This window comes from Ferdinandcohnia sp. Marseille-Q9671, from assembly GCF_976954385.1.
In genome coordinates this window covers 180780-204327 of the sequence record NZ_CDRJTA010000002.1, presented here as the reverse complement: position 1 = coordinate 204327, position 23548 = coordinate 180780, and the positions used below count along the sequence as shown (strand labels likewise).

Here is a 23548-nt window from a genome sequence, read left to right as displayed (position 1 = left end):
AATAAATATAAAAGTGCGGATATGATGCTATATGTGCTGTCACCACTCGAATTTTGTCGAAAAAAAGACTCAGATACTATTCTGAGTCTTTTTTGTTATCCAGTATTTACTTCTTGAATCTCTTAATCCTATTGCATCTATACGAGACTCGATAGAACATGGACTCGTAAGATGATTCCTAATAGACGTTGGTCCTCATCTACTACAGCTAACGGGAACTTCGTTTCAAGGGCCTTCGGAATAATATCCTGGATATATTCACCCTTTGAAACTGTATATATATCATCGCGTATTACATCGGTAAGAGTCTTTTTCTCTTTAATTCCATTAATCGCATCATCAATTGTCACAATACCTTCTAATTGTCTATGCTTGTTTACTACGTAGACACTTGAGATCCCATTTTTCTGCATTTCCTTTACCGCTACCTGCAAACCATCCTTCAAGGAAACTAGAGCACTAGATTTTATCATGACATGCTCTGCCTGCAGTACCTTTGAACGGTCGATATCCTTGATAAACTCAGAGATATAGTCATTGGCAGGTGTTTCGATAATTTCCTCCGGTGTACCGATCTGCTCCACTACACCGTCCTTCATAACGGCAACACGGTCCCCTAGTTTAAAAGCTTCATTGATATCATGGGTGATAAATATAATCGTCTTTTGAAGCTTGTCTTGAAGCTCTAGCAATTCAAGTTGCATTTCTCTGCGTATGAGTGGATCAAGTGCACTGAAAGGTTCATCCATGAGAAGGATATCTGGGTCATTCGCTAGTGCACGTGCAAGTCCTACACGTTGTTGCATCCCTCCTGATAACTCATCAGGGTATTTGTCCTCGTAGCCTTTTAACCCTACGCTTTCAATGTTCTTCAAAGCAATATTTCGTCGTTCTTCCTTTGAAACATTTTTAATTTCAAGACCATATTCAACATTCGCTAACACAGTTCGATGACTAAATAAACCAAAATGCTGAAACACCATCGCTATTTTTTCTTGTCTGAATTTTTTAAGTCTAGCTGAATCATAGGTAACAATGTTTTCACCGTCTACATAGATCGCACCGGACGTTGGTTTATTTAAAAGGTTAAAACAACGAATTAATGTGGACTTTCCACTTCCAGACAGGCCCATAATAACAAATATTTCGCCTTTCTTGATTTCCATTGATGCATTATACACACCAACTGTATGATTTGTCTTATTTAAGATGTCTTTCTTGCTCATCCCTTTTTCGACCATCGGGATGACTGATTTTGGTTTTGGACCAAATATCTTTGAAATATTCTCGATTTTAATTTTTGTTTCCATTATTCTGACCTCCTGTGTTTCTGGAAGGAATTCGCTGCTCCTGTTGTCACACGATCAATAATGATAGCTAGAAACACGATACTAATACCCGCTTCAAAACCTAACGCCATATCAATACGATTTATCGAAATAAGAACCTGTTCACCCAGTCCTTTTGCACCTACCATAGAAGCAATAACGACCATTGCAAGTGCCATCATAGTTGTTTGGTTAACACCCGCCATGATTGTAGGAAGTGCCTGTGGCAACTGAACTTTTGTTAGCATCTGCCATCTTGAGGAACCAAATGATTGAGCAGATTCAATCACATCGTCATCAACATTACGAATGGCAAGCTCAGTCAAACGAATAACCGGTGGTAACGCATAGATTAAGGTTGCAAAGACCGCTGACACATTTCCAAGACTGAAAAAGAAAATGGCTGGAATTAAATACACAAAGCTTGGCATAGTTTGCATTGCATCTAAAACCGGCCTCATGATGATGGAAAACTTTTTACTAAATGCCATCCACACTCCAAGTGGAATTCCGATTATGAGCGAGATCACAACAGAAGTTAAAACGATCGCAATTGTAATCATCAGCACATCCCATAATCCAAACGTCCCAATAAGAAAAACAAAAAATGCATACAATATGCCTGACGGTGCAGATTTAAAACGCCATCCTAACAGGAAAATAACAAGTAAGAAGAGCCACCACGGAATGAAAGTTAGAAAACCTTCAATACCATTAATTGTTGTAGAGGAGATAAGATGTATGAAATCAAAAAATCCTTCGAAGGTTGTATCTAACCATTTTATAAACGCTTCAACATATTCACCTAAAAATTCCCATCGTATATCTGGAAAACTACCCATAAGTAGGTTACATATTGTAACCATTCACCTCACTTAAATTTAACTTGTATTACAAAACACAATCTTTTTCGACAAATTTTCAAGAAAACAGTAGTAGTTGACAGATGCCAACTACTACGTGTCTGGTTACTATGTCTTTTTGCATCTTCGATTGATTTCATAAGCTAATCGCTTATGTTTGTCACCGATAGACGACACCTTGCTTTTTCTCATTTTACTCTAATGAGCTTTTTACCTTTTCGGCAATATCCTCAGGAATCCACGTTGTCCAAATATCTTCGTGTTCCTTCATCCACCATTGAGCAGCCTCATCGGCATCAGCTTCATTTTCGTTCATATATTTTAAAGCTTCTTCTGTTAAATCATTACTAGTTTCATAATTTTCAAGAAACTCTACAACTTCAGGGGCAGCTTCAGGCATATCTTTATGAACTGCAACGACAACATCATTCGGTGGGAAAGCAGTTCCATAGTCCTCATTCCATTGTTCTTCGTTAAATTCAGGTTCCTCTAATAGTGTTAGGTCATATTTGGCAGTTACCCATGTTGGTGACCAATAATACCCTACCCAACCTTCGCCTGCTTCGTATGCATCAACAAGAGTTGCCACTGCACTTGAATCTGAACCAGGACTAATATAGTTAAAGGTATCTCCTAAACCATATGTGTCTACTTTGGCTGCCATTGTTTCACCAACTGCCCAACCAGTAGGTGCACCTACAATACGACCCTTGCTAGAATCCTCTGGATCAGGGAAAACTTCAGGGTATTTTTTCAAATCTTCCACTGTTTTTAAATCTGGAGCTAGAGGTTCAATCCCTCTCTCTTTATCTCCTTCAATTACATACGTCGGAACGTAAAATCCTTGTGTATTATCATCAAAGTTTGTAGAAGTTTTAATAATATCTCCAGAATCAATCATTTCTTTATAAAGATCCTTAACATTATCAGTCCATATTTCCAAGTAGACATTAATGTCACCTTGACGGAAACCTTCCAACGTTGCAGCAGTTGATCCCGCTGTTACTTCTGTTTCGTAGCCATACCCTTCTTCAAGGATTCTTTGCGCTATACTGTTATGGAAGCGAATACTATCCCAACCAGCATCAGCTAGCACAATTTTATCAATTTTCTTTGTTTCTCCATCACCTGAAGATCCTTCACTACTACAACCCACTAAAGCAAGTAGTAAGACCAACAGCAGTGTAAATAGCTTTTGTCTCATACGTAATTACTCCCCTTTTTCTTTATCTTAATTATTTTTAAGTAAACCGATTTGTTTACCCCGAAAACACACACTTATACTCCCAGAAATGAACATTCATTCATTTTTAAGCACCCATATTTTCCTCATTATTTTTTAACAACAATCCTTTTTGGCGTTTTCATTAGAATTTTACGAACAATAGGATGGTATTAAAACAAGACATTATTCAGTTAGACGTAAGATGTAGAGGACTTTTATGGCTACATTTTCGTTTATATGAATGGTTGAGGATACTTCTTTTGACCTAAGAGGATATAGGATAAAAATTAGTTCATTAGTGGTGGTAACAGGGTTATAGTAAAAGTATAGAGGAATAGTAAACGTAGGACAAACCCGATAATCTTGCATATTCTATGATTAATCAGCATATTTCTTTGTTAAGCAATATTAAGGGAAAATTATGGTTTATCCTTCATAGATACTCCCATATCCTCTCCCATCCTCCAAATATGCTAGAATTATTAGTATTTTCATAAAAATATACTATATGTAGTATGATGATACTACTTTTATCATATTTGCGATTGTAACCATGTGAAAAATTCAACGATAAACGGCACAAAAAAACCAGAATCTCAAGTTGTGATTCTGGACATTTATCTCTTCTTTAAATACTTTTCATTAATCACAAGCACTTTTCCGCCCTCGGCAGGCATGTATTTTCTAAACTTGTATTTATTTTTTTCAAATATGAAGTTCCCGACCAAATATATGGGTAGAATTATGAGAGCATTTATAACTAATTGTAACAACAGATTCAGTTCATTCTCGAATATATAGATAGTAAATACGGCATGAAACGCGAACGACACCATTAAAACAATGAGCACATTACATATGTGAAAAGTGATGACGCTGGTTTTCTCTCGAAACATACGCTCTAGTTCAGCCTTGAAGAAAAGTGAAATAAACACTGAAATACCTATAGCAATTAAAGTCACTACATATGTAAAAATAATGTCCATCCCCTGACCTCCAATAATTTCATAATATGGAATTTAGAGTATATAGTTTCATTGTAGCATACTATATAAAAAATTGGCCCCCCTCTAGTCTTTTCATCGATTAAGGGTAGTCATCCCTTCTACGTATAGGTCAACAATCACAAGTGCAAACTTTCATTAGAATATATTTCACAAAAAAAGGTCCATAGCAGAAGATCAAAAAATGCTTCTACTCTAGACCTATAAAAATATTTTTTCACAAAAGTATTGCTATCGTTATTTGTTTTATTTACACTAATAAACGGCATAATACTGCGTATTAAAAAGTATTATGTTTCACAGTTTTGGGTTGTCTTATAGTCCTATATTCAACTTACCAGGTTAGATTGCAGGATTAGACGCCCGAAACTTCAACTTCATTTATTTCTTCCTCTTCATCTCTCTGAACTTTTACATAATCAATCACCACAATTGTTTCATCATTCTCATGGTTGATTGTACAGTTACTATATTCTTTTTTAACATCTGCTACTCGAACGGATTGGCCAATTTCTAATTCAGTGATGTCGATCTCAAAATGGTCAGGGAGATCATTCGCTTTCGCTGTGATATCTAATTCGTGAATAAACTGTTTAGCAATTCCACCAACTTTCTCTCCATTCGACGTTCCCTTCAGCATTACACTAACTCTTGTTACAATTTCAGTATTTTTTTCTACATGGAGAAGATCCACATGTAGAATTTCCTTTGTTACAGGGTCCTTTTGGTAATCTCTTAAAATAACATTTTTTGAATTCCCATCAAGATTTAAAGAGAAAATACCATTTCTTCCAACATCCTTTATTACATTTCTTAATTCAATGTTATTTATTATAATAGACTCTGTATCAATATCACTTCCATAAACAACCGCAGGTATTCCCCCTTCATTTCTCATTTTTTTCAATGTAGATTTTTTAATTTCTTTCCTTTTTTTAGCTACTAACGTACTCATTTCATTTCCACCTTTCTAATAGCCTTACATCTTACACATTAGTTTTTATAAAAAATATACTATAAGTAATATTAGAATTACTTATAGTACTAGTATATCGAATCCATTCTTTTATTTCATGTAAAAGGCTTGCTTAGACAAGAAGCCAGTTCCCGTGTACAATCCCCCAGTGGAAAAATGTGTATCTCCCCTACCTGAACAGATGGAAAAGTTCGGATTAACCAATGAATATCATTTGGACAATTTGGGTAAAGAAGTAGCATAGCTTGGCGTCAGACTGCTCTTTTTAATCCAACTCTTCTGCAATTTGGCTATGCTAAGCTTATTCAAACCATGCGCAACATCCAGAAGCTGGTGAAGTCGGCTTTAAAATCAACACTTTTTGGAACTTTTAACCACTTGCGAATGGTTTCTCCAGAATAAATCTATCAAACCATGCTCAAATACGAATTACGCATGCATCTGATAGATTGAGTAGTAGGATTGCATGCGCAACATCCGGAAAATGGTAAGAACAACTTTATAATCGACACTTTTTGGGATTTTTATCCACCTGTGAATGGTTTCTCCAGAATAAATCTATCAAACCATGCGCAAATACGATTTACGCATGCATTTATTAGATTGAGTACTAGGATTGCATGCCCAACACCCAAAAGTTGGTAAAGGGGGGCTTTATAATCGACACTTTTTGGAACTTTTATCCACTTGTGAATGGTTTCTCCAGAATAAATCTATCAAACCATGCGCAAATACGATTTACGCATGCATTTATTAGATTGAGTACTAGGATTGCATGCGCAACATCCAGAAAACGGTAAAAAAAACTTCATATTCGACAAATTACTTACTCATCTCCGTAATACCTGCTTTGTAATAAGACATAATCCTCGTAAACTTAACCCCACTCAAAAGTATCTAATTAAACACGGAACCTGAATACTTTATTGGTAAGAGGTGATAGGAATTTAACCCCTTTTTTCGTTAGCATATCTCCTAAAATATGCGAAAGATAAGCAATCGTGGAAATAAGAGCCAAACTGTCCACTCCAATACTACGTTCCAATAAATATGACATATACCACCAATAGGCAATGGCCCAAATCGTATGTGTGAACCCCCTGTGCGGAAACCACCCTGCTGCTCCTATGTAAAAGGCAAACAGAACCAACCACCATATCTCATTCGTAAATGCATAGTAAAGGAGGGCTAAACTTAAGATACTCATTAGAATATTTTTCAATGTTTCCTGGCTCTTCAGAGAAAGACCGATCATAACGGCTCCCCACCCAAAAAGCAGAAGTATATTTTGTTGCGAAAACCATTTTTGATCTAGGAAAGACAAAAAACTCAAATCTAAAAAGTATGCCACCAAAGACATGACCATTATTGCAACACCGACAAATAATCCGCCTTTCTTAATAAGCTTTGCTGTCTTAGTTACGCGTTTATTTAATAGATTATTCCCATCTAAATCAGGAGCTAGGGACGCCACACCTGTTGCAACTAAAATGACAGGCAATGCTTCAATTGTTTGGCTAACAGATGCCACTGCTCCTATTCCTAACCCTATTGCTAAATGAGTTCTACCTTTCATGCTGCCACCTCTTTGTTGTATTTTTCTTACTAATCGGAAGTAAGTAAGAATCTGTAAAACTAGAATCTTAAGTGCCTAGAACTCTTCCAATAACGTACCTCATAAGATACCACCATGCCTTTTCTCTTACTATATAAGTTTATAGGTTGGTTCCGTTCGATTTCAATGAATAGTTGGCACTATTATTCATTGCATTCTTCCATATATCTATTTGGTATGTATAGACAAAAAAAGGAGACTAGGGATACCCCCAGTCTCTATCTATTACGGAAGATCTTCTAGCAATATATGCTCCTCGATTAAATCGGATAGTGGAACAATCTTTGCCCTTTTTTCATAGACAGGAATATATTCTTTTAACACAGTCACCATCTTTGGCCCAGTAATTCCAACATGTCCGATGGCTATTAGTTGTTCATCCTTCGGAATTTTTTTGGTTACTAAATTTGCTTGCTTAGAAATATGCCTTGTTGTGTAGACTTCATCAAAAAATAAATCATTTTCTAAATAGGGAACATTCATTTCTTTGGCCAATTTTTCAACAACGCTTTTGCTCGAGGTCATACTATCTAGATAGAATAGACCGTTTTCCTTACACACTTCTAGAACAATTCTCATTACTCTTTCGTCTTCAGTCACTTTCGAACCCATATGATGATTGACACCTACAAGATGTGGTACATCCTTAATAGCATCTTCCACCCGTTTTCTGACCTCATCATCACTTAAATCGGTTGTTATGGCCCCTGGACCAAGCCAAAACCTCTTACCCCGTTTCGGCTCCATTGGTAAATGAAGAATCACCTCATGTCCATATTGATGTGCAAGCTCCGCATCTTCTTTTGTTGAAGGCATAAACGGCATGATGGCAACAGTCAGCTTAACGGGTAGCTTGAGCATTTCTTCTGTTCCCTTCATCTCATTGCCTAAATCATCAATGACAATGGCTAACTTGTTCTTAGGTGGAGAAGTTTCTGCTAAACCTTGTGGAATAAATAAAAAAAGCAAGAAGAAACTACAAATCCAGATTCTCATAAATACATTCCTCACTTTTTTTCAGTAGTATTCCCTTTTACAACCAATTCATTTATCTTAATATAACCAAATTTGTATTCTCTTCATGGATATAGTCCCAGAAAAATGAGTGATATGAAAAATAACGCGGGTTCATGTGAAAGTCTCGAATAAAAAAAGTTTCCCGACTAATAAATAACGCTGAAGCTATTTAAAGCTTCAGCGCAACTGTATGTTATTATTTATATTATCCTCAAAAAGTCCCCATCCTCATCATCTAATGTGACGAGGGAATCTGGGGCAATAGAGAGATCAAGCAACGTTAGTTGTAGTTTCTTTGTTAGCACCAATTTTAGTTAATTTTTTTAGATACGGTAGTACGTAGTAGTCAGCTCCGAATTTTCCTGCGTTTGCTCCAGCTGCAAGAACGATAACTCCTAGAAGAATCATCAAAGGGTTCGTGCTCACTGTGCCAGCGAACATAAACATGAAGTTCATTACTAGACCGAAGAACATAGCCGCAGTGGTTAAGCATCCAACTAGTAATCCTACTCCTACAAGGAACTCGCCCCATGGAATTAAGAAATTGATTATCTCGACGTTTGGAAGTGCAAAACCTTCGATAAATGCATTGTATGTTGGATAAAGAGCCGCTCCAGTTGCTTTATCTGCTACAGGATTAGTTATAGCGTTACCTAGAAATCCACCTGCATCAAATCCACCTGTTATCTTCCCCCATCCAGCTGTCATCCAGTGCCATCCAAGGTAAACACGTAATAGTGTTAAAATACCAGCAGCCCAACGGTTTTCTCTAATAAATTTGTTCATCATCTTGAATCCTCTCCTTAGGAAAGCTTTTTTATTTGTTTTATCTCTATGTCTATACTTTACTACATTGTGAATCATTTCACAATAATAATGTGAAGAAATTCACAATCTGTTCATCATTTTATGAATGAATTGTGTCAGAGAGGAAAGTTATATCATGCCTACTAACTTATAACAACCTGAGGACCATTGGACAGGTGGATATTAAAACTTCGAACTTTCCTAAGGTAATGGTGACAAACTTGTAGGTCTTCTCGTATGTTAACTGAAAGTCTTTATACGAAAATTATAACAACGACAAAAAACCATTTCCTGATTTTAAATGGAAATGGTTTTTTGTGAAGAAAAGTGCTTCGCGGGAATAGTATTCTGTATTTAAGAGCGCATTCTTACATTATTATGATATCGGCCAATTGGAACCACAAAAGGGGAGTCCGACACGGGGTCTCTTACTACAGTGCACTGAAGACCAAAAATGTCTTCAATCAATTGACTTGTAATAACCTTTGATGGCTCCCCCTCTGCGACAAGTTTACCTGAATGAAGAGCAAAGATATGGTCTGCATAACGTGCGGATAGGTTGATATCATGAAGAACCATAACTATTGTTGTTCCATGTTTTCGATTTAGATCCGTCAGTAAGTCTAGAATTTCAACTTGATAAGTAATATCTAAATATGTGGTAGGTTCATCAAGAAACAGAATATCTGTTTGTTGTGCCAGAGCCATAGCAATCCATACCCGTTGTCTTTGACCGCCTGAAAGTTCATCGATATTTCGACCAGAAAATTCGGTAATTTTCATAATCTCCATTGCTTCAGCAACCGCCTCATAATCCTTTTTTGTCCAGCCTTTTAGAAGGGTTTGGTGCGGAAATCTTCCTCTTCCTACTAGATCTGCAACTGTTATTCCCTCAGGAACAATAGGTGTTTGTGGTAAAAGGCCTAACACTCTAGCCAACTGTTTTGGTGGTATTTTATTAATAGGTTTTCCGTTCAACGTAACTCTCCCAGAAGTAGGCTTAATCAATCTAGCCATCGTTTTAAGCAGGGTAGATTTGCCACAACCGTTGGCTCCGATCATAATACTTATCCTATTACTAGGTATATTCATACTTACATCATGAAGTATCATTCTATTATCATATCCAGCAGTAATTTCTTCAGCTTGGAAAGTATGTGTCGCTTTCATTATAAATCTCCCTTTCGGTTCATTCGGAATAGCAAGTAGATCAAGTATGGAGCTCCAATAATACCTGTAATAACCCCGACAGGATATCTAGCAACGAATGCAAATTGTCCAATCAGATCTGATGCTAAAACTAAAATGATTCCCACAAGACCTGCAGGAATTACATTTGAAAAACCAACGCCAACGAGCCTCCTTGCTATTGGTCCAGAAAGGAATGCAACAAAGGCGATGGGTCCTGTTGTAGCGGTTGCTAATGCAATAATAAGAACAGAACTGATAATAAGAACAAGCCTTGTCTTATCCGTATTGATTCCTAGCGATGTGGCTGCTTGCTCCCCAAGTTCTAATAGTTCTAACCGTTGCCCAAGTGCGACGATAACTGGTGTGAAGATGAGAACGGTAACGATTAGGGGATAGAGAGTTTCCATTTTAGAGCCATTTAGACTTCCACTTAGCCATCTCATCGCGGTTGGTATATCGTGTTCCTGACCAATCATTAATAAGTAAGCTATGACAGCATCTAGCATAGCTTGAATTCCGATACCTACTAGTATTAATCTTCCAATTGAAAAAGATGATCCTTTTGATAATAGAAAAATGACTAAAACTGTAGCAAGTCCACCAATTACGGAAGCAAACGAGACAACCGTATTGCTTGCCTGAAGAATAATGATACAAAAAACGGCAGCTGAACTTGAACCAGCGGTTATTCCAATTACATTTGGATTTGCTAAAGGATTTCGTAACATGGTCTGGAATACATAACCAGAAACTCCAAAAGCAAAACCAGCAAAAACACCTGCAATCATTCTCGGATAACGGATTGTACCGACTGCAAATGATGCACCTTTAACTTCCTCGCCTAGTAGTACACGGATAACATCTTTAGCAGGATAAATAGTATTTCCAAGCATAAGCATGGCGCAGCAAAGGGCAAAAGCTATGACTGCAAGGATTGAAGTAAGAATTATAAAACGACGACGTCTCTTTGATCTACCTTCCATGATAAGATTCATTGATTCATATATCATAACGCACGCATTTTCGCTTTCATAGTTATTACAATTAGTATAGGAGCCCCAATAAATGCAGTAACCACGCCAACCTCAAGCTCACCAGGTGAACCAAGAAGTCTGCCACATACATCTGATATGATTAATATGACGGCACCTGAGAGTGCTGACATCGGGATAACATATCGTAGATCAGGACCAATTAGTAGTCGTATTACGTGAGTAGCTAGTAACCCAATAAAACCAATAGGTCCTGCTAGTGCTGTTGTTACCCCACACAATAAAACTCCACCAAAAGCAGCAATCAATCTAAGTGTACCTGTTCGTACACCTAAACCCGAAGCAGCTTCATCTCCTAATGCTAGTGCATTTAATGCTGGGGCCGTAAAGAGAGCAATTAGCATTCCTATAAGTAGAAAAGGAATAAAAATTGTAATAGAGTCCCAGCTTCCTGCCCCTACACTACCAACCTGCCAAAATCTAAATTGGTCCATAACATTTGAGCGAGGAATCATAATCGCCATAACGAGAGAAGATAAAGCAGCACTTGTTGCGGCCCCCGCTAGAACGAGCTTAAGAGGAGTGGCACCGCCATTCCCTATTGATCCAATTCCGAAAACAATAATGGCAGTTATAATAGCTCCTGCTAATGCAAGCCAAATATATTCACTAGCACTACCAATATTCAGAAAGGAAATTCCACAAACGACGAATAGAGCTGCTCCTGTGTTCACCCCTAATATACTAGGGTCTGCAATAGGATTGCGAGTGACCGATTGCATCAAAGATCCAGAAATTCCTAATGCAGCACCACACATCACACAAAATACAGTTCTAGCAATTCTTTGGCGAACTACATTTGCTCCATGTGAATGTACTTCTGGATGGAATAAACCATCCATTAGTTCATTCCATCCAACGATTCGAGAACCGAAAGCAAAAGATGCCAATAAACTTATACCAAGTAATGCCATGGAAAGGATCAATACTTTTATGAAATTTTTCGGTATAAGGAACTGATTATTTACAGTTACAGATTTATCCATCATTTTATTTCAACTTACTTACAGCTTCTGAGAGATAAGTTACGTACTCATCAATTGAATATTGAATAGCAAGAGGGTTTGGAGTTCCTGCTGCAGCAAGTGGGGTATTATCTCCAATAATGACTACAGAACCTCTCTCTATAGCTGGTATCTTCCCAAATATTGGATCAGCCTGCAAAGCAGCAAGAGTACTATCATCACCGTAGGATACCAAAACTTCTGCATCGTTAAGCATATCTGCATTTTCAGCACTAACTTCTATATAGAAACTACCCTCAGTCATTTGACTTGCAATACTCTCAGGATAATCCATCCCTAATTCAGTAAGGAATTCACCACGTGGATCTTCTGGTGAGTATATGTAGAACTTTGATAAATCAGCAGGACTAATACTTACGAATGCTGCCTTCTTACCCTTTATTTCAGGATGTACTGATGTTTTTTCTTCAATTAATTTCTCTGTATCAGCAACAAGTTGCTTACCTTCTTCTTCCATCCCCATCCCCATAGCATTATAAATGGTCTGTTCACGCCATGAGGCTACCCAAGGACTAGTTTGATAGGCAACAACTGGTGCGATTTCACTTAGTGTATCGTATTCTTCTTGAGTAATACCTGAGTATGTGGCAAGAATGACATCTGGGTTAGCATCTGAAATAGCTTCAAAATCGAGCCCATCTGTATCTTGAAAGATAGTTGGATTTTCCTGTCCAAGATCTTTTAATTTCTCTGCTGTCCAAGGTAGCATTCCACTCTCATCTTGAACACCATAGTTTGCAGCTGAGAAACCTACCGGCACAACTCCAAGCGCTAACGCAACATCATGATTTCCCCATTGAATGGTTACAACTCGCTCTGGTTTGCTTTCAATTACAGTCTCCCCTAGAGCATGTTTAATGGTAATTGGGTATGTTGAATTTGTTTCAGTTGAAGCTGCTGACTCTTTTTCTTTTTCCTCATTATTTGAAGTCTGGCTAGAGCAACCTGCTATTGCAAGAATGGAAATAATGGTTACTGTTAGTAGTAAAAATATTTTTTTGTTTTTCATATTGAACCCTACCTATCAAATATTTTTTTAAAATTACTAGTTTACTTTTTTATAAGCTCTTTATTTTTCTCTACAAACTTTTCATTATGAGATGATACCATTGCATATTTATCAGCTTCCGGATTGATATACCTACATGCGTTATTGACTGCAAGCACCGCATCTTGGAAGGTACCAACCAATAAATTTACTTTGTCGTCATAAAAAACGATATCGCCAGCACCATAGATTCCTGGAACAGAAGTCTTACATTGGCCTTGACTCACTAGATAATAATCGTCTTTACGCAGTGGTTGGATATCATCATCGAAAAGTAATGATATTTCTCGATTATAGCCATGACTAATTAGTACATCATCAACCTGTAATTGTTGCGGCATCCCATTTTGGGAAATGACAACATGTTCAATCGCTGTTTTATTTTCATTTGATACTAAGGATTGAATTTCCGCACTAAGCATAATTTGCACACCATGCTCTTTTAATTTCTTCACCTGAGACTCGTGGGCAGTTATTTGTTCCTTGCGATAAATGACAACGACTTCTTTGGCTACTGACAAGAGTTCTACCGCCCAGTCAATCGCTCCATTTCCGCCACCTGATACAAGAACTTTTTTATTACGAAAGCGTTCTAGTCCTAAAATCGTATAATGTAAGTTCGTCATTTCATATTTTTCTGCGCCTTCCAATTCAAGCTTAATCGGATTTAAAATACCTCCACCTACAGCAACAATAATTGTTTTGGAATAATGGACTTCTCCTTGACTCGTTGTTATAACAAAAATATCATCCTGTTTCTTTACTTGTTCCACTTTAGTCTTCAGACATATCGTTGGTGAAAATGTGTTCGCCTGCTTAATTAAGTTTTGAACAAATTGTTGTGCTTGCATTGGTGGAAGTCCACCAACATCCCACAAAACCTTTTCAGGATAAATATTTACTTTACCGCCTAAGACGGGTTGTACCTCGATAATTTTAGTTTTCATATCTCGTAGACCACTATAAAAAGCACTATATAAGCCCGCAGGACCCCCACCAACAATCGTTACATCAAATAACTCCATATGAACCTCCTTAAGTACCAAGTGTTTTTGTAGTAATGGTCAGAAAAAAACTTTTAATAGCAAGTTGGTCAATCATGAACAAATTTATGTAGGAACAATACATTTGAAATAAGCGTCGTTTTATAATGACAAGCCGATTATTCCAGTCATTTATTTCCGTATAACAAAATTAATCTACAACAAAGATTTTTTAGGATCTAAGTTGTCTGATGCATTCTTAGATAAATGAAAATCATTATCAATTAATAGTATAGTTGATAATGATTTTCAATGTCAATTATAACTTTGAGATTTCTAACTAATTTTACAAATCCCCCTCTGTTAGGATAGATGTCGTAGGGAACTTTAGTGTATAGTTTAAATCATACACGGAGGTTGATCGACATGAAAAGTAATAATGGTAAAAGATATACAAAGGAAGAGAAAGTAGAAATTGTTAAGAGAATGATGCCCCCTAATAATGAATCTGTAGGCCAATTAAGTGAAGAGTTGGGAATTACTGAACCCACACTTTACAAGTGGAGAAAGGAAGCTAGATTAGCTGGAAACCCCACACCTGAAGATGGACAAATATCTGAACAATGGAGCAGTGAAGATAAGTTTCTCGTTGTCATGGAAACATACGCAATGAATAGTGCGGAGTTAGCGGAGTATTGCCGCAAAAAAGGACTTTATAAAGAGCAAATTGAAGCATGGCGAGTTTCGTGCCTAAATGCAAATGGTCGCGAATCTAGTCAATCAAAACAGTTGAATCAAGAATTGAAAGACGAGAAAAAGCGGGCAAAAACATTAGAAAAGGACTTGCGGAAAAAAGAGAAAGCACTAGCAGAAGCTGCAGCCTTATTACTTCTCAGAAAAAAGGCCCAAGCGATCTGGGGGGACCAAGAGGACGAATGATTTGCCCGTCGGATCGCGCACTAGCAGTAGAACTCATCCAAGAAGCAAACCAAAACGGTGCGCGATTAGCCCTGGCGTGTAATGAATTGAACATTAGCGTACGCACGTATGAACGCTGGATTTCGGAAGGTGGAATTAAAGAGGATCAGCGTCCCCTTGTGACACGACCAGAGCCAAAAAATAAATTAACGAATGAGGAGAAAAAAGAGATATTAGAGGTCGTTAAAAAAGAGGAATTTGTAGACTTACCACCGACTCAAATTGTGCCAAAATTAGCGGATCAATGTATTTATATTGCCTCTGAATCTAGTTTTTATAGAGTTCTTCGTGAGCATAATATGCAAAACCATCGGGGAAGAAGCAAAAAGCCCGAACGAAGATTACCAGAAAGTCATTTAGCAGTAGCTCCAAACCAGGTATGGACCTGGGACATTACATGGTTAAAAGGGCCGGTGAAGGGCATGTTTTACCGACTCTATTTAATTATTGACATTTTTATTAGAAAAATTGTAGGTTGGGAGATTTGGGAAACAGAGGAAGCAAAACACGCTGAAGATTTAATGAAGCAGACAATTATAAGTGAAAAAATCCAAGGAAAACCACTCGTTTTACACTCCGATAATGGTAGCCCAATGAAAGCCGCAACATTTCAGGTATTACTTGAAAAGTTAGGGGTCCAAAGCTCTTATTCAAGACCAAGAGTAAGTAATGATAATCCCTATTCTGAAGCCATGTTTCGAACTCTGAAATATCGACCAGAATACCCGTACAGGGGGTTTGGAACACTTAAGGCTGCCCGTGAATGGGCATTGGGATTTGTGAATTGGTATAACTGCGTTCATCTACACAGTGGCATAAACTTTGTAACACCAGAACAATGCCATACAGGTGCCCATATTGAGATACTCAGAAAGCGAAAAGAGGTTTATGAACTAGCGAAACAAAAGCACCCAGAACGTTGGGCGCGCTCAACTAGAGACTGGAGTGCACATGATTCAGTGGCTTTAAATCCAATGAAGGACAAGATAGAAAAGGATGGAACAAAATAAGCCCCACTGCGACAGAGCTTGAACTGCCCTTTCCCTTCACATCAAAGAACAGGATGAATTCTGTTCTTTGATGTGAAGGCCACCAAGCAAAGCGCGGTAGTAATTAGAAATCTATAACACTAGAATATGCGACAACTTTCTTGACAAACACCGGTAACGAAGTTCAATATTCCCGAATCAACGTTCAGTTGTTAAAAATAAAAAATGGTGAAGTTTACTTTTTAACTTTATGTAGAAATATACTTAAACTAAACTTCCATTTAGTCCCATTAAAAAAATGACCTCCGCAGCGCTCATCATCCTGAACAAATCACAAACTTTTTAAAGTCCCCCATTGCTGAATATTCGAAAAAGCCCTTTTAGTTATGATACATCCCTTATCAAACCAAAAAATTATTAATTTTCCATGCAATATTACATAATTGATAAAAAAATACCAGATACTTGTTATAGAAAATAAAATAAATCTTAAAAAGGAATTGATTATATGGATAATACAAAGGCTGTAAAGTTAACTGCGGGTGAGTTAGCACACTGTTGGGAACAGTTAATGAATAATAGTATGTCAAATGTTGTTATGGAGTATCTTACTTTAACATCAGAACTAGAAGAAGTTAAATCTCTTTGTAGTGAGGCGTGTTCTATTTTTAAATCTTCTTTACAATTTTTTGAATCTGTTCTACGAAGTGAAAACTATCCAATCCCTAAAGGCTTTAACATTAAAGATGATTTAAACCCAAATGCCCCTAAGATGTATTCAGATGTTTTTATACTATTTTATTTAAATAATATGTCTAAAATTGGAATGTCCTTAACAAGTATGGCACTATCGGATTCAGTAAGGGAAGATATCCGCAATTTTTTCCACGAACAATTAAAAAACGTTTCAAGTTTATTTGAAAGTACAACAACGATTCTATTGGAAAAGGGAGTATTTGTAAGACCTCCTTCAATTACCTCCACTCATGAAACAAACCCAATTGCAAATAAAGGATTTTTGGGTAATTTCTTTAATGATAATAGAGAATTAACGGCAAGAGAAGCAAATGAGCTACACAAAAATGTTTTTATGAATTATATTGGTAAAAACTTATTAATTGGATTTATACAATCTACATCTAATCAGCAATTAATAAGTTTATTGCAACATGGAAAAGAATTATCTTTAAATATTATAGACAAATTAGGTGATATTTTAGTTCAAAATGATTTGCCTATTTCAATGACCTGGGATACAAATGTTTTGGATTGTAAAACATCTCCTTTTTCAGATAAATTAATAGCTTATCTATTAGACCAACTTAATCGTGATGGTATCGCCAGTTATGGATATAGTGCAGCGGTAAGTATCCGAAAAGATTTAAAAACTATATATGCAAAGATAATTGCAGATGTGTATCAATATGAAGAAAATATAAAAACCTTTATGATAAATAATGAGTGGATGGAGAAACCTCCCGTTGCACTAAATAGGGATAAGCTTGCTCATGACTAAAGAAAATTAAGCTACCAAAGTACGGTAGCTTTTTGGTTTTTCAAAGGAGTATACCAAATCTCTTTTAAGAGATGGTGAGTGTACAAGATATATGAAAGCCATTATTCCATTACCTTCCCTTTAGTGGCAGAACACTAAACTTTAATTTTTTTCGACAAAAAGGTGTTAATTTAAAGTTTTCCATCAAATAAAAAAACCGACTTAATGTCGGTCTTGTAATTCTTTCATGTTATGAAATTCGATTAACAAGTTGAATCAGTGCTTCGTTGATCGGCGTAACTGGACGACCAAGAACTTTCTCGAAATCATTGCTTTCAACTGCTAGTGAACCGTTTCTAATGCTTTCTTGAATCCCTACTACAATAGGAATCACAAAATCAGGTAACCCTATTCCTTTCATGATCTCAGCATATTTTTCGTCACTAACTTGTTGTACAGGAACTTCTTTACCCAATACATTACCAAGAGCTGATGCCAATTCCTCTTGAGTTAAAAGAGGACCAGAAATTTCATACACTGTATTTTCGTGGCCGTTTCCAGCAAGAACTGCTGCAGCGGCATCAGCATAATCTTGTTGCAGTGCCCACCCTACTTTTCCTTCTCCTGCCGAAGTTACCCACGGGGCTCCTGCAATTACCCCTTGGATGCTCCCGACTTCGTTTTCCAAATACCAATTGTTACGTAAGAAGGAATATGGAATACCCGTTTTAATGATGGCTGCTTCTGTCGCTATATGAGGAGGTGCCATTAAATTTTTACTTTCTGTTGCATTAGCAATACTTGTGTAAGCAATAAATTTTACCCCTGCACGCTCAGCCGCTTGGACAGCATTAGCATGTTGATGAATTCTTGTTTCATTGTCACCATCGGCTGAAATAATTAATAGGCGGTCAATCCCTGTAAAGGCATCATCTAATGTTTCTGGACGGTCAAAATCGCCTTGACGAACTTCCACTCCACGTTTACGAAGGTCTTTTGCTTTCTCTGGATTTCGGACACTCACCACCAGATTATTTGCAGGTACTGATTTCAATAACGATTCTACAACTTTTGAACCTAATTTTCCCGTTGCTCCAGTAACTAAAATTTTCATTACTATTCCCTCCGTTTACGTTTTATCTGTAACAATATTGATTACATGTATTTATTTTAGTTACATGTAACCATTTTGTCAACAGGTAAAATGATATATATTATTTTGGCTATATTTTGGTATAATAAAACTTGTAATCAAAATAATTACATGATGAAGAAAAACAATAATATAAATATTAATTAATAGAGGCGGTGACTGAACATGTCCATCAGCAGTCGATTTGCAGTAGGAATTCATATATTGGCTCTAATTGAATTAAATAATGAAGGAGTTACTTCTTCTGAATTTTTAGCTAAGAGTGTTAATACGAACCCAGCCGTTATAAGAAAACTAATGGGGATGTTAAAAAAAGCTGGTTTGATAGAAGTAAATCCGGGAATTGCAGGTGCTAAACTCGCAAAGAAATTATCTAGTATCACTTTGTTCGACGTATATAAGGCAGTGAATGTTGTACAAGATAAAGAGTTGTTTAGCATACACGAAAGTTCACATCCTGATTGTCTTGTAGGAAGGAACATACAAAATACAATTGAACCATTATTCACAGCTGCACAATTGGCAATGGAGAAGGTTTTAAGAAATGTTACTTTAGAAGATGTTGTGAGAGACATTGCTGCTAAAGAAAATATCTGTTAATAAAGTAGGGAAACCACTTCCGTGGCTTCCCCCTTATCAAACCGTACGTGCCCTATTAAGGCATACGGCTTACCAATATGGCATATTGTTCACAATGTTATCAAGATGACGCGTTCCAGGCATTTTGCATCTTTTGGAGTCGGTGAGGTGTATAATACTCCTCGCCTTTTTCTTTAGCACGTTTAATTTTATTCTGTAATCGTCGTTTTGCTGTTCTAGTCAAGTTATTAATATACTGCTCTTTGGTGTATCCATATGCTTTGTTTAAATAAAGCCAGTAGGAAGGAATTAGCTTAATCTGTAGAAAAAACGAGTTATTCCAGAGACTATTCATCTTCTTCCCTGTTATTTGTGATGGATGGTTACATAAGAAGAAGGCTACTCTTAGCCTTCTTCTTATGTAACCATCCAGGGCTAATAGGGTTCTTCGAACCCACCTAGTTTTACAATGGTTCGGTATATTTAACTTAATATTTTCTTTTATGGCATCCACAATCGTAACATAGTAGTTTACTTTCCCTCTGATAGTTGGATTAACCCGGTTAATCCACTCTTCCTTATTTAAAGTGAGAGTTTTTCGGGTTTTCTCCTTTATCTTGAGTCGAAAATCCTTAATGGATTGTTCCTTCGGGGTTACATGAAATTCTGGCTTTTTATCTTTCTTTCCCTCTCTCCAATGGTGAAAAGTAAATCCTAGAAAATCAAAATTTTCTTTCTTAAAGTCTACAATTTTCGTCTTTTCCTTAGAGATTTCTAAGCCAAGTTCTTTCAATTTATCCTTTGTTATTGCAGCGGCTTTCTTTATATCCTCTTTTGACTTTGCAAAAAGTAAAAAGTCATCCGCATAACGTACAAAGCGTATCCCATTTAAATCCCATTCCCAATCCAGTTCGTTAAGATATACATTGGCTAGTAAAGGTGAAATAACTCCGCCCTGAACAGTCCCATAGTCAGAATGTATTCTCTTTCCTTCTTCCATATGTCCTGCTTTAAGCCATTGTTCTATCATCTTCAAGACCGTTCGGTCTGAAACATACTTCTTTAGTATTGAAAGAAGTTTCTTGTGGGGGATATTGTCAAAGAACCCCTTGATATCACAATCATAAATATGATTGTATCCTTGTTCTATGTTCCACAAGATAATTTGTAAGGCTCTTTTGACCCCACGATTAGGGCGGTATCCTACTGACCAGTTATGAAAAAGTTGGTCTTCAAATTTTGGTTGTAGGACATTCACCAGACTCTGTTGAACTATACGGTCTTCTATGGTTGGAATTCCTAACGGACGTTTCTTCCCATCCTTCTTTGGAATGTATACTCTTTTAACCGGTTGGGGTTGGTACGTTTTCTCACGTAGTTTCCCTAGAAGATTCAAGATATTTTCTTCAAGTTTCACTTCATAGCTATCTATTGTCTCACCATCTATTCCACCAGCACCATTGTTAGCTTTCACTTTCAGAAAACTTTCAGTCAGTTTTCGGTCAAAAAGAAGTTGTCCATATACACTATGTAGTTTAAATTTCCATTCTTGATTCATTGCTTATTCCACGCCTTTCCTTGATGTACATTCAAACGGTTTTACCGCAGTAGCTTGATTGTTTCCATTACATCTCGTTCATAGCTTGGAGCCATAGGTCATTCCCCTTCCGTTCACTCAATGTTATGGTCATTAAGTTACTTCCGTACTACGAGAATGTCTGACTTCTCCTCCCGTTCTTCGTCACTTCGGATTACCCTTATAGACTAGAACCCTGCCTGTTCGGTAAGGTGGAGACCTCACGGGGTCATCACATTTCCCTTCTAGACATACCCTGCACCATCACGAAATAAGTCACATTTTCTCGGTCTGACTTCTAAAGAAAATGCCTTCAAGTGGGCTTCCTCACTTTTCGAAAAGTCGCCAACTTATCCCGCCGCCGTGCTTCACACTTATTGCATTAGGGTCTACCTAGTCGCCTACGGGTCTCTCGATTTTCCGCATCTCCTTCAACACAATACCTCACGGTATTGCCCTAGATATTAGGCTTCCCAAGCTAGGTCAGTCTCCTCGGGGATGGATTTTCACCATCTGGGATTGAATTCATTTATCGTCGACAAGTCGTTTCACCGAAATGACGTCTCTTTCAGATAATGAAAAGAAGAGTGTCGACTGGGTCAACACTCTATGCGACTGCCCGTCGCACAAAAAGACATTCCAAAGGAATGTCTTTTCTCTTCCTTAAGTGAAGCACTTCACAAAAGTAAATCATACTTAAAAATAACAAATCAAGTGTAAAGAACTGCTTAAATTTCTAATCTATGAGCAGTTGGTTCTTTCTGCGCAGTAAATAGTCTACTACGTATTACAAGAGTTAATTAGTAAGTGTGTACCCGAGAGAATGTGGTGAACATAAAATACAAAAAAGCTTCTCAAAAGTTGGATCAACTTTTGAAGAAGCCTCTTTTATGTTTACCCTATGTTAGCATTTTGTTAGCAAATAACTTCAAAACCCTTATATATTAAGGGATTGAGCGGTCATCACATCATGCCGCCCATTCCACCCATGCCGCCCATGTCAGGCATTCCGCCACCAGCACCAGCTGGTTCTGGGATATCAGCAACTACTGCTTCAGTTGTTAAGAACATAGCTGATACAGATGCTGCGTTTTGAAGCGCAGAACGAGTAACTTTAGTTGGGTCAACGATACCTGAGTCGAACATGTTTACCCATTCGCCAGTAGCAGCGTTGAAACCAACACCGATTTCTTCATTTTTTAAGCGTTCAACAACTACTGATCCTTCTAGACCTGCGTTGTGTGCGATTTGACGTACTGGCTCTTCTAATGCGCGAAGAACGATGTTAACACCAGTTGCTTCGTCACCAGCTAATTCAATAGCAGCTACTTTGTTATATACGTTCACAAGTGCAGTACCACCACCTGAAACAATACCTTCTTCAACTGCTGCACGAGTTGAGTTAAGCGCATCTTCAATGCGAAGTTTGCGTTCTTTTAATTCAGTTTCAGTTGCAGCACCAACCTTGATTACTGCTACACCACCTGCTAGTTTAGCTAGGCGCTCTTGTAATTTTTCTTTGTCAAATTCAGAAGTAGTTTCTTCCATTTGAACACGGATATTGTTAACACGAGCTGCGATCTTGTCAGACTCACCAGCACCTTCAACGATTGTTGTATTTTCTTTTGTTACAACGATCTTAGAAGCGCGACCTAATTGAGTAATATCAGCTGATTTAAGGTCTAGACCTAAATCTTCAGTGATTACTTGACCACCAGTTAAGATAGCAATGTCTTCTAACATAGCTTTACGACGGTCACCAAATCCAGGAGCTTTAACAGCTACTGCATTGAAAGTACCACGAAGCTTGTTCACTACTAGAGTTGCTAGAGCTTCACCTTCAACATCTTCAGCGATTAGTAATAATGGTTTACCTTGTTGAACCACTTGCTCTAGTACTGGTAGGATTTCTTGGATGCTAGAAATCTTCTTGTCTGTGATTAACACATATGGATTCTCAAGAACTGCTTCCATTTTGTCAGAATCAGTTACCATGTATGGAGAAGCATATCCACGGTCAAATTGCATACCTTCTACTACTTCTAGTTCAGTAGAGAAACCTTTAGATTCTTCAATTGTGATAACACCATCGTTACCTACACGCTCCATAGCTTCTGCAATTAATTGACCTACTTCTTCATCAGCAGCAGAGATTGCAGCAACTTGTGCGATAGATTCTTTGCCTTCGATTGGTTTTGAGATTGCTTTTAACTCTTCGATAGCTACTGCTACAGCTTTTTCAATTCCTTTACGAACTACCATTGGGTTCGCACCAGCTGTAACGTTTTTCAAGCCTTCACGAATCATTGCTTGAGCAAGAACTGTTGCAGTAGTAGTACCGTCACCAGCAACATCATTTGTTTTGCTAGCTACTTCAGCAACAAGCTTAGCACCCATGTTTTCGAATGCATCTTCAAGTTCAATTTCTTTTGCAATTGTAACACCATCATTAGTAATAAGAGGTGAACCGAACTTTTTCTCAAGAACCACGTTACGTCCTTTTGGTCCTAATGTTACTTTTACAGCATTTGCTAATGCATCTACACCGCGTAGCATAGAACGGCGTGCTTCTTCGCTAAATTTAATTTCTTTTGCCATTTTGTAAGCCCTCCTCAAATAATAAGTATTCTATGATATTTAATGC

18 protein-coding genes and 1 pseudogene are annotated in these 23548 nt (G+C 37.4%); 3 read left to right on the top strand and 16 right to left on the bottom strand.

Translation table 11 applies throughout. The features are described 5' to 3' along the window. Positions 1 to 137: 137 nt before the first annotated feature. From ACWNMY_RS12715 to ACWNMY_RS12655, 13 genes are all read right to left on the bottom strand, one after another. Positions 138 to 1310 (bottom strand): quaternary amine ABC transporter ATP-binding protein, encoded by a 1173-nt coding sequence (locus ACWNMY_RS12715; RefSeq protein ID WP_449538623.1) that lies wholly within the window; start codon positions 1308 to 1310, stop codon positions 138 to 140. Beyond that, positions 1310 to 2170 carry an ABC transporter permease gene (locus ACWNMY_RS12710; RefSeq protein WP_449538638.1) on the bottom strand — a complete coding sequence of 287 codons (861 nt, stop codon included), beginning with the start codon at positions 2168 to 2170 and terminating at the stop codon, positions 1310 to 1312. The genes ACWNMY_RS12715 and ACWNMY_RS12710 overlap by 1 nt, the downstream gene beginning before the upstream one ends. Before the next feature lie 214 nt (positions 2171 to 2384). After that, positions 2385 to 3395: an ABC transporter substrate-binding protein gene (locus ACWNMY_RS12705; RefSeq protein ID WP_449538622.1), complete on the bottom strand. Its 1011-nt coding sequence runs from the start codon at positions 3393 to 3395 to the stop codon at positions 2385 to 2387. Positions 3396 to 4033: 638 nt separating this feature from the next. After that, complete coding sequence (locus ACWNMY_RS12700) at positions 4034 to 4402, bottom strand: hypothetical protein (RefSeq protein WP_449538621.1); 369 nt, start codon at positions 4400 to 4402, stop codon at positions 4034 to 4036. A gap of 373 nt (positions 4403 to 4775) precedes the next feature. Continuing rightward, positions 4776 to 5375: a 50S ribosomal protein L25 gene (locus tag ACWNMY_RS12695; protein WP_449538620.1), complete on the bottom strand. Its 600-nt coding sequence runs from the start codon at positions 5373 to 5375 to the stop codon at positions 4776 to 4778. A gap of 922 nt (positions 5376 to 6297) precedes the next feature. After that, on the bottom strand, positions 6298 to 6972 hold the full coding sequence (locus ACWNMY_RS12690; protein WP_449538619.1) for a metal-dependent hydrolase: 675 nt from the start codon (positions 6970 to 6972) through the stop codon (positions 6298 to 6300). A 264-nt stretch (positions 6973 to 7236) separates the two neighbouring features. Next, positions 7237 to 8007: a divergent polysaccharide deacetylase family protein gene (locus tag ACWNMY_RS12685; protein ID WP_449538618.1), complete on the bottom strand. Its 771-nt coding sequence runs from the start codon at positions 8005 to 8007 to the stop codon at positions 7237 to 7239. 291 nt (positions 8008 to 8298) lie between these two features. Further along, complete coding sequence (locus ACWNMY_RS12680; protein ID WP_449538617.1) at positions 8299 to 8817, bottom strand: DoxX family membrane protein; 519 nt, start codon at positions 8815 to 8817, stop codon at positions 8299 to 8301. Positions 8818 to 9189: 372 nt separating this feature from the next. Further along, the gene (locus ACWNMY_RS12675) at positions 9190 to 10005 is read right to left on the bottom strand and encodes an ABC transporter ATP-binding protein (protein WP_449538616.1); all 816 of its coding nucleotides are present in this window, start codon (positions 10003 to 10005) and stop codon (positions 9190 to 9192) included. After that, positions 10005 to 11036, bottom strand: coding sequence for a FecCD family ABC transporter permease (locus tag ACWNMY_RS12670; protein WP_449538615.1), 1032 nt, complete (start codon positions 11034 to 11036; stop codon positions 10005 to 10007). The genes ACWNMY_RS12675 and ACWNMY_RS12670 overlap by 1 nt, the downstream gene beginning before the upstream one ends. Next, positions 11033 to 12067: a FecCD family ABC transporter permease gene (locus tag ACWNMY_RS12665; protein ID WP_449538614.1), complete on the bottom strand. Its 1035-nt coding sequence runs from the start codon at positions 12065 to 12067 to the stop codon at positions 11033 to 11035. Before ACWNMY_RS12665 ends, ACWNMY_RS12670 begins: the two co-directional genes overlap by 4 nt. A gap of 1 nt (position 12068) precedes the next feature. Then, positions 12069 to 13112 (bottom strand): iron-siderophore ABC transporter substrate-binding protein, encoded by a 1044-nt coding sequence (locus ACWNMY_RS12660; protein WP_449538613.1) that lies wholly within the window; start codon positions 13110 to 13112, stop codon positions 12069 to 12071. Between the two features lie 41 nt (positions 13113 to 13153). Further along, complete coding sequence (locus ACWNMY_RS12655; RefSeq protein ID WP_449538612.1) at positions 13154 to 14176, bottom strand: NAD(P)/FAD-dependent oxidoreductase; 1023 nt, start codon at positions 14174 to 14176, stop codon at positions 13154 to 13156. A 384-nt stretch (positions 14177 to 14560) separates the two neighbouring features. Between ACWNMY_RS12655 and ACWNMY_RS12650 the strand changes: the two are divergent. Next, positions 14561 to 16122 (top strand): annotated as a pseudogene (locus ACWNMY_RS12650) (IS3 family transposase). Positions 16123 to 16609: 487 nt separating this feature from the next. After that, the gene (locus tag ACWNMY_RS12645; RefSeq protein ID WP_449538611.1) at positions 16610 to 17617 is read left to right on the top strand and encodes a DUF3231 family protein; all 1008 of its coding nucleotides are present in this window, start codon (positions 16610 to 16612) and stop codon (positions 17615 to 17617) included. Between the two features lie 229 nt (positions 17618 to 17846). Here the strand turns inward: ACWNMY_RS12645 and ACWNMY_RS12640 are convergent, their stop codons facing one another. Then, a complete protein-coding gene (locus ACWNMY_RS12640) occupies positions 17847 to 18710 on the bottom strand; it encodes an SDR family oxidoreductase (protein WP_449538610.1) in 864 nt (287 codons plus the stop codon). A 204-nt stretch (positions 18711 to 18914) separates the two neighbouring features. On the opposite strand from ACWNMY_RS12640, the gene ACWNMY_RS12635 reads away from it, so the two are divergent. Continuing rightward, positions 18915 to 19349 carry an Rrf2 family transcriptional regulator gene (locus tag ACWNMY_RS12635; RefSeq protein ID WP_066400448.1) on the top strand — a complete coding sequence of 145 codons (435 nt, stop codon included), beginning with the start codon at positions 18915 to 18917 and terminating at the stop codon, positions 19347 to 19349. Between the two features lie 100 nt (positions 19350 to 19449). Here ACWNMY_RS12635 and ltrA read toward each other — a convergent pair whose 3' ends face one another. Beyond that, entirely contained in the window at positions 19450 to 20886 is a 1437-nt protein-coding gene (gene ltrA / locus ACWNMY_RS12630) for a group II intron reverse transcriptase/maturase (RefSeq protein ID WP_449538609.1), read from the bottom strand. Positions 20887 to 21867: 981 nt separating this feature from the next. Further along, positions 21868 to 23502: a chaperonin GroEL gene (gene groL, locus ACWNMY_RS12625; RefSeq protein WP_449538608.1), complete on the bottom strand. Its 1635-nt coding sequence runs from the start codon at positions 23500 to 23502 to the stop codon at positions 21868 to 21870. Between the last annotated feature and the right edge of the window lie 46 nt (positions 23503 to 23548).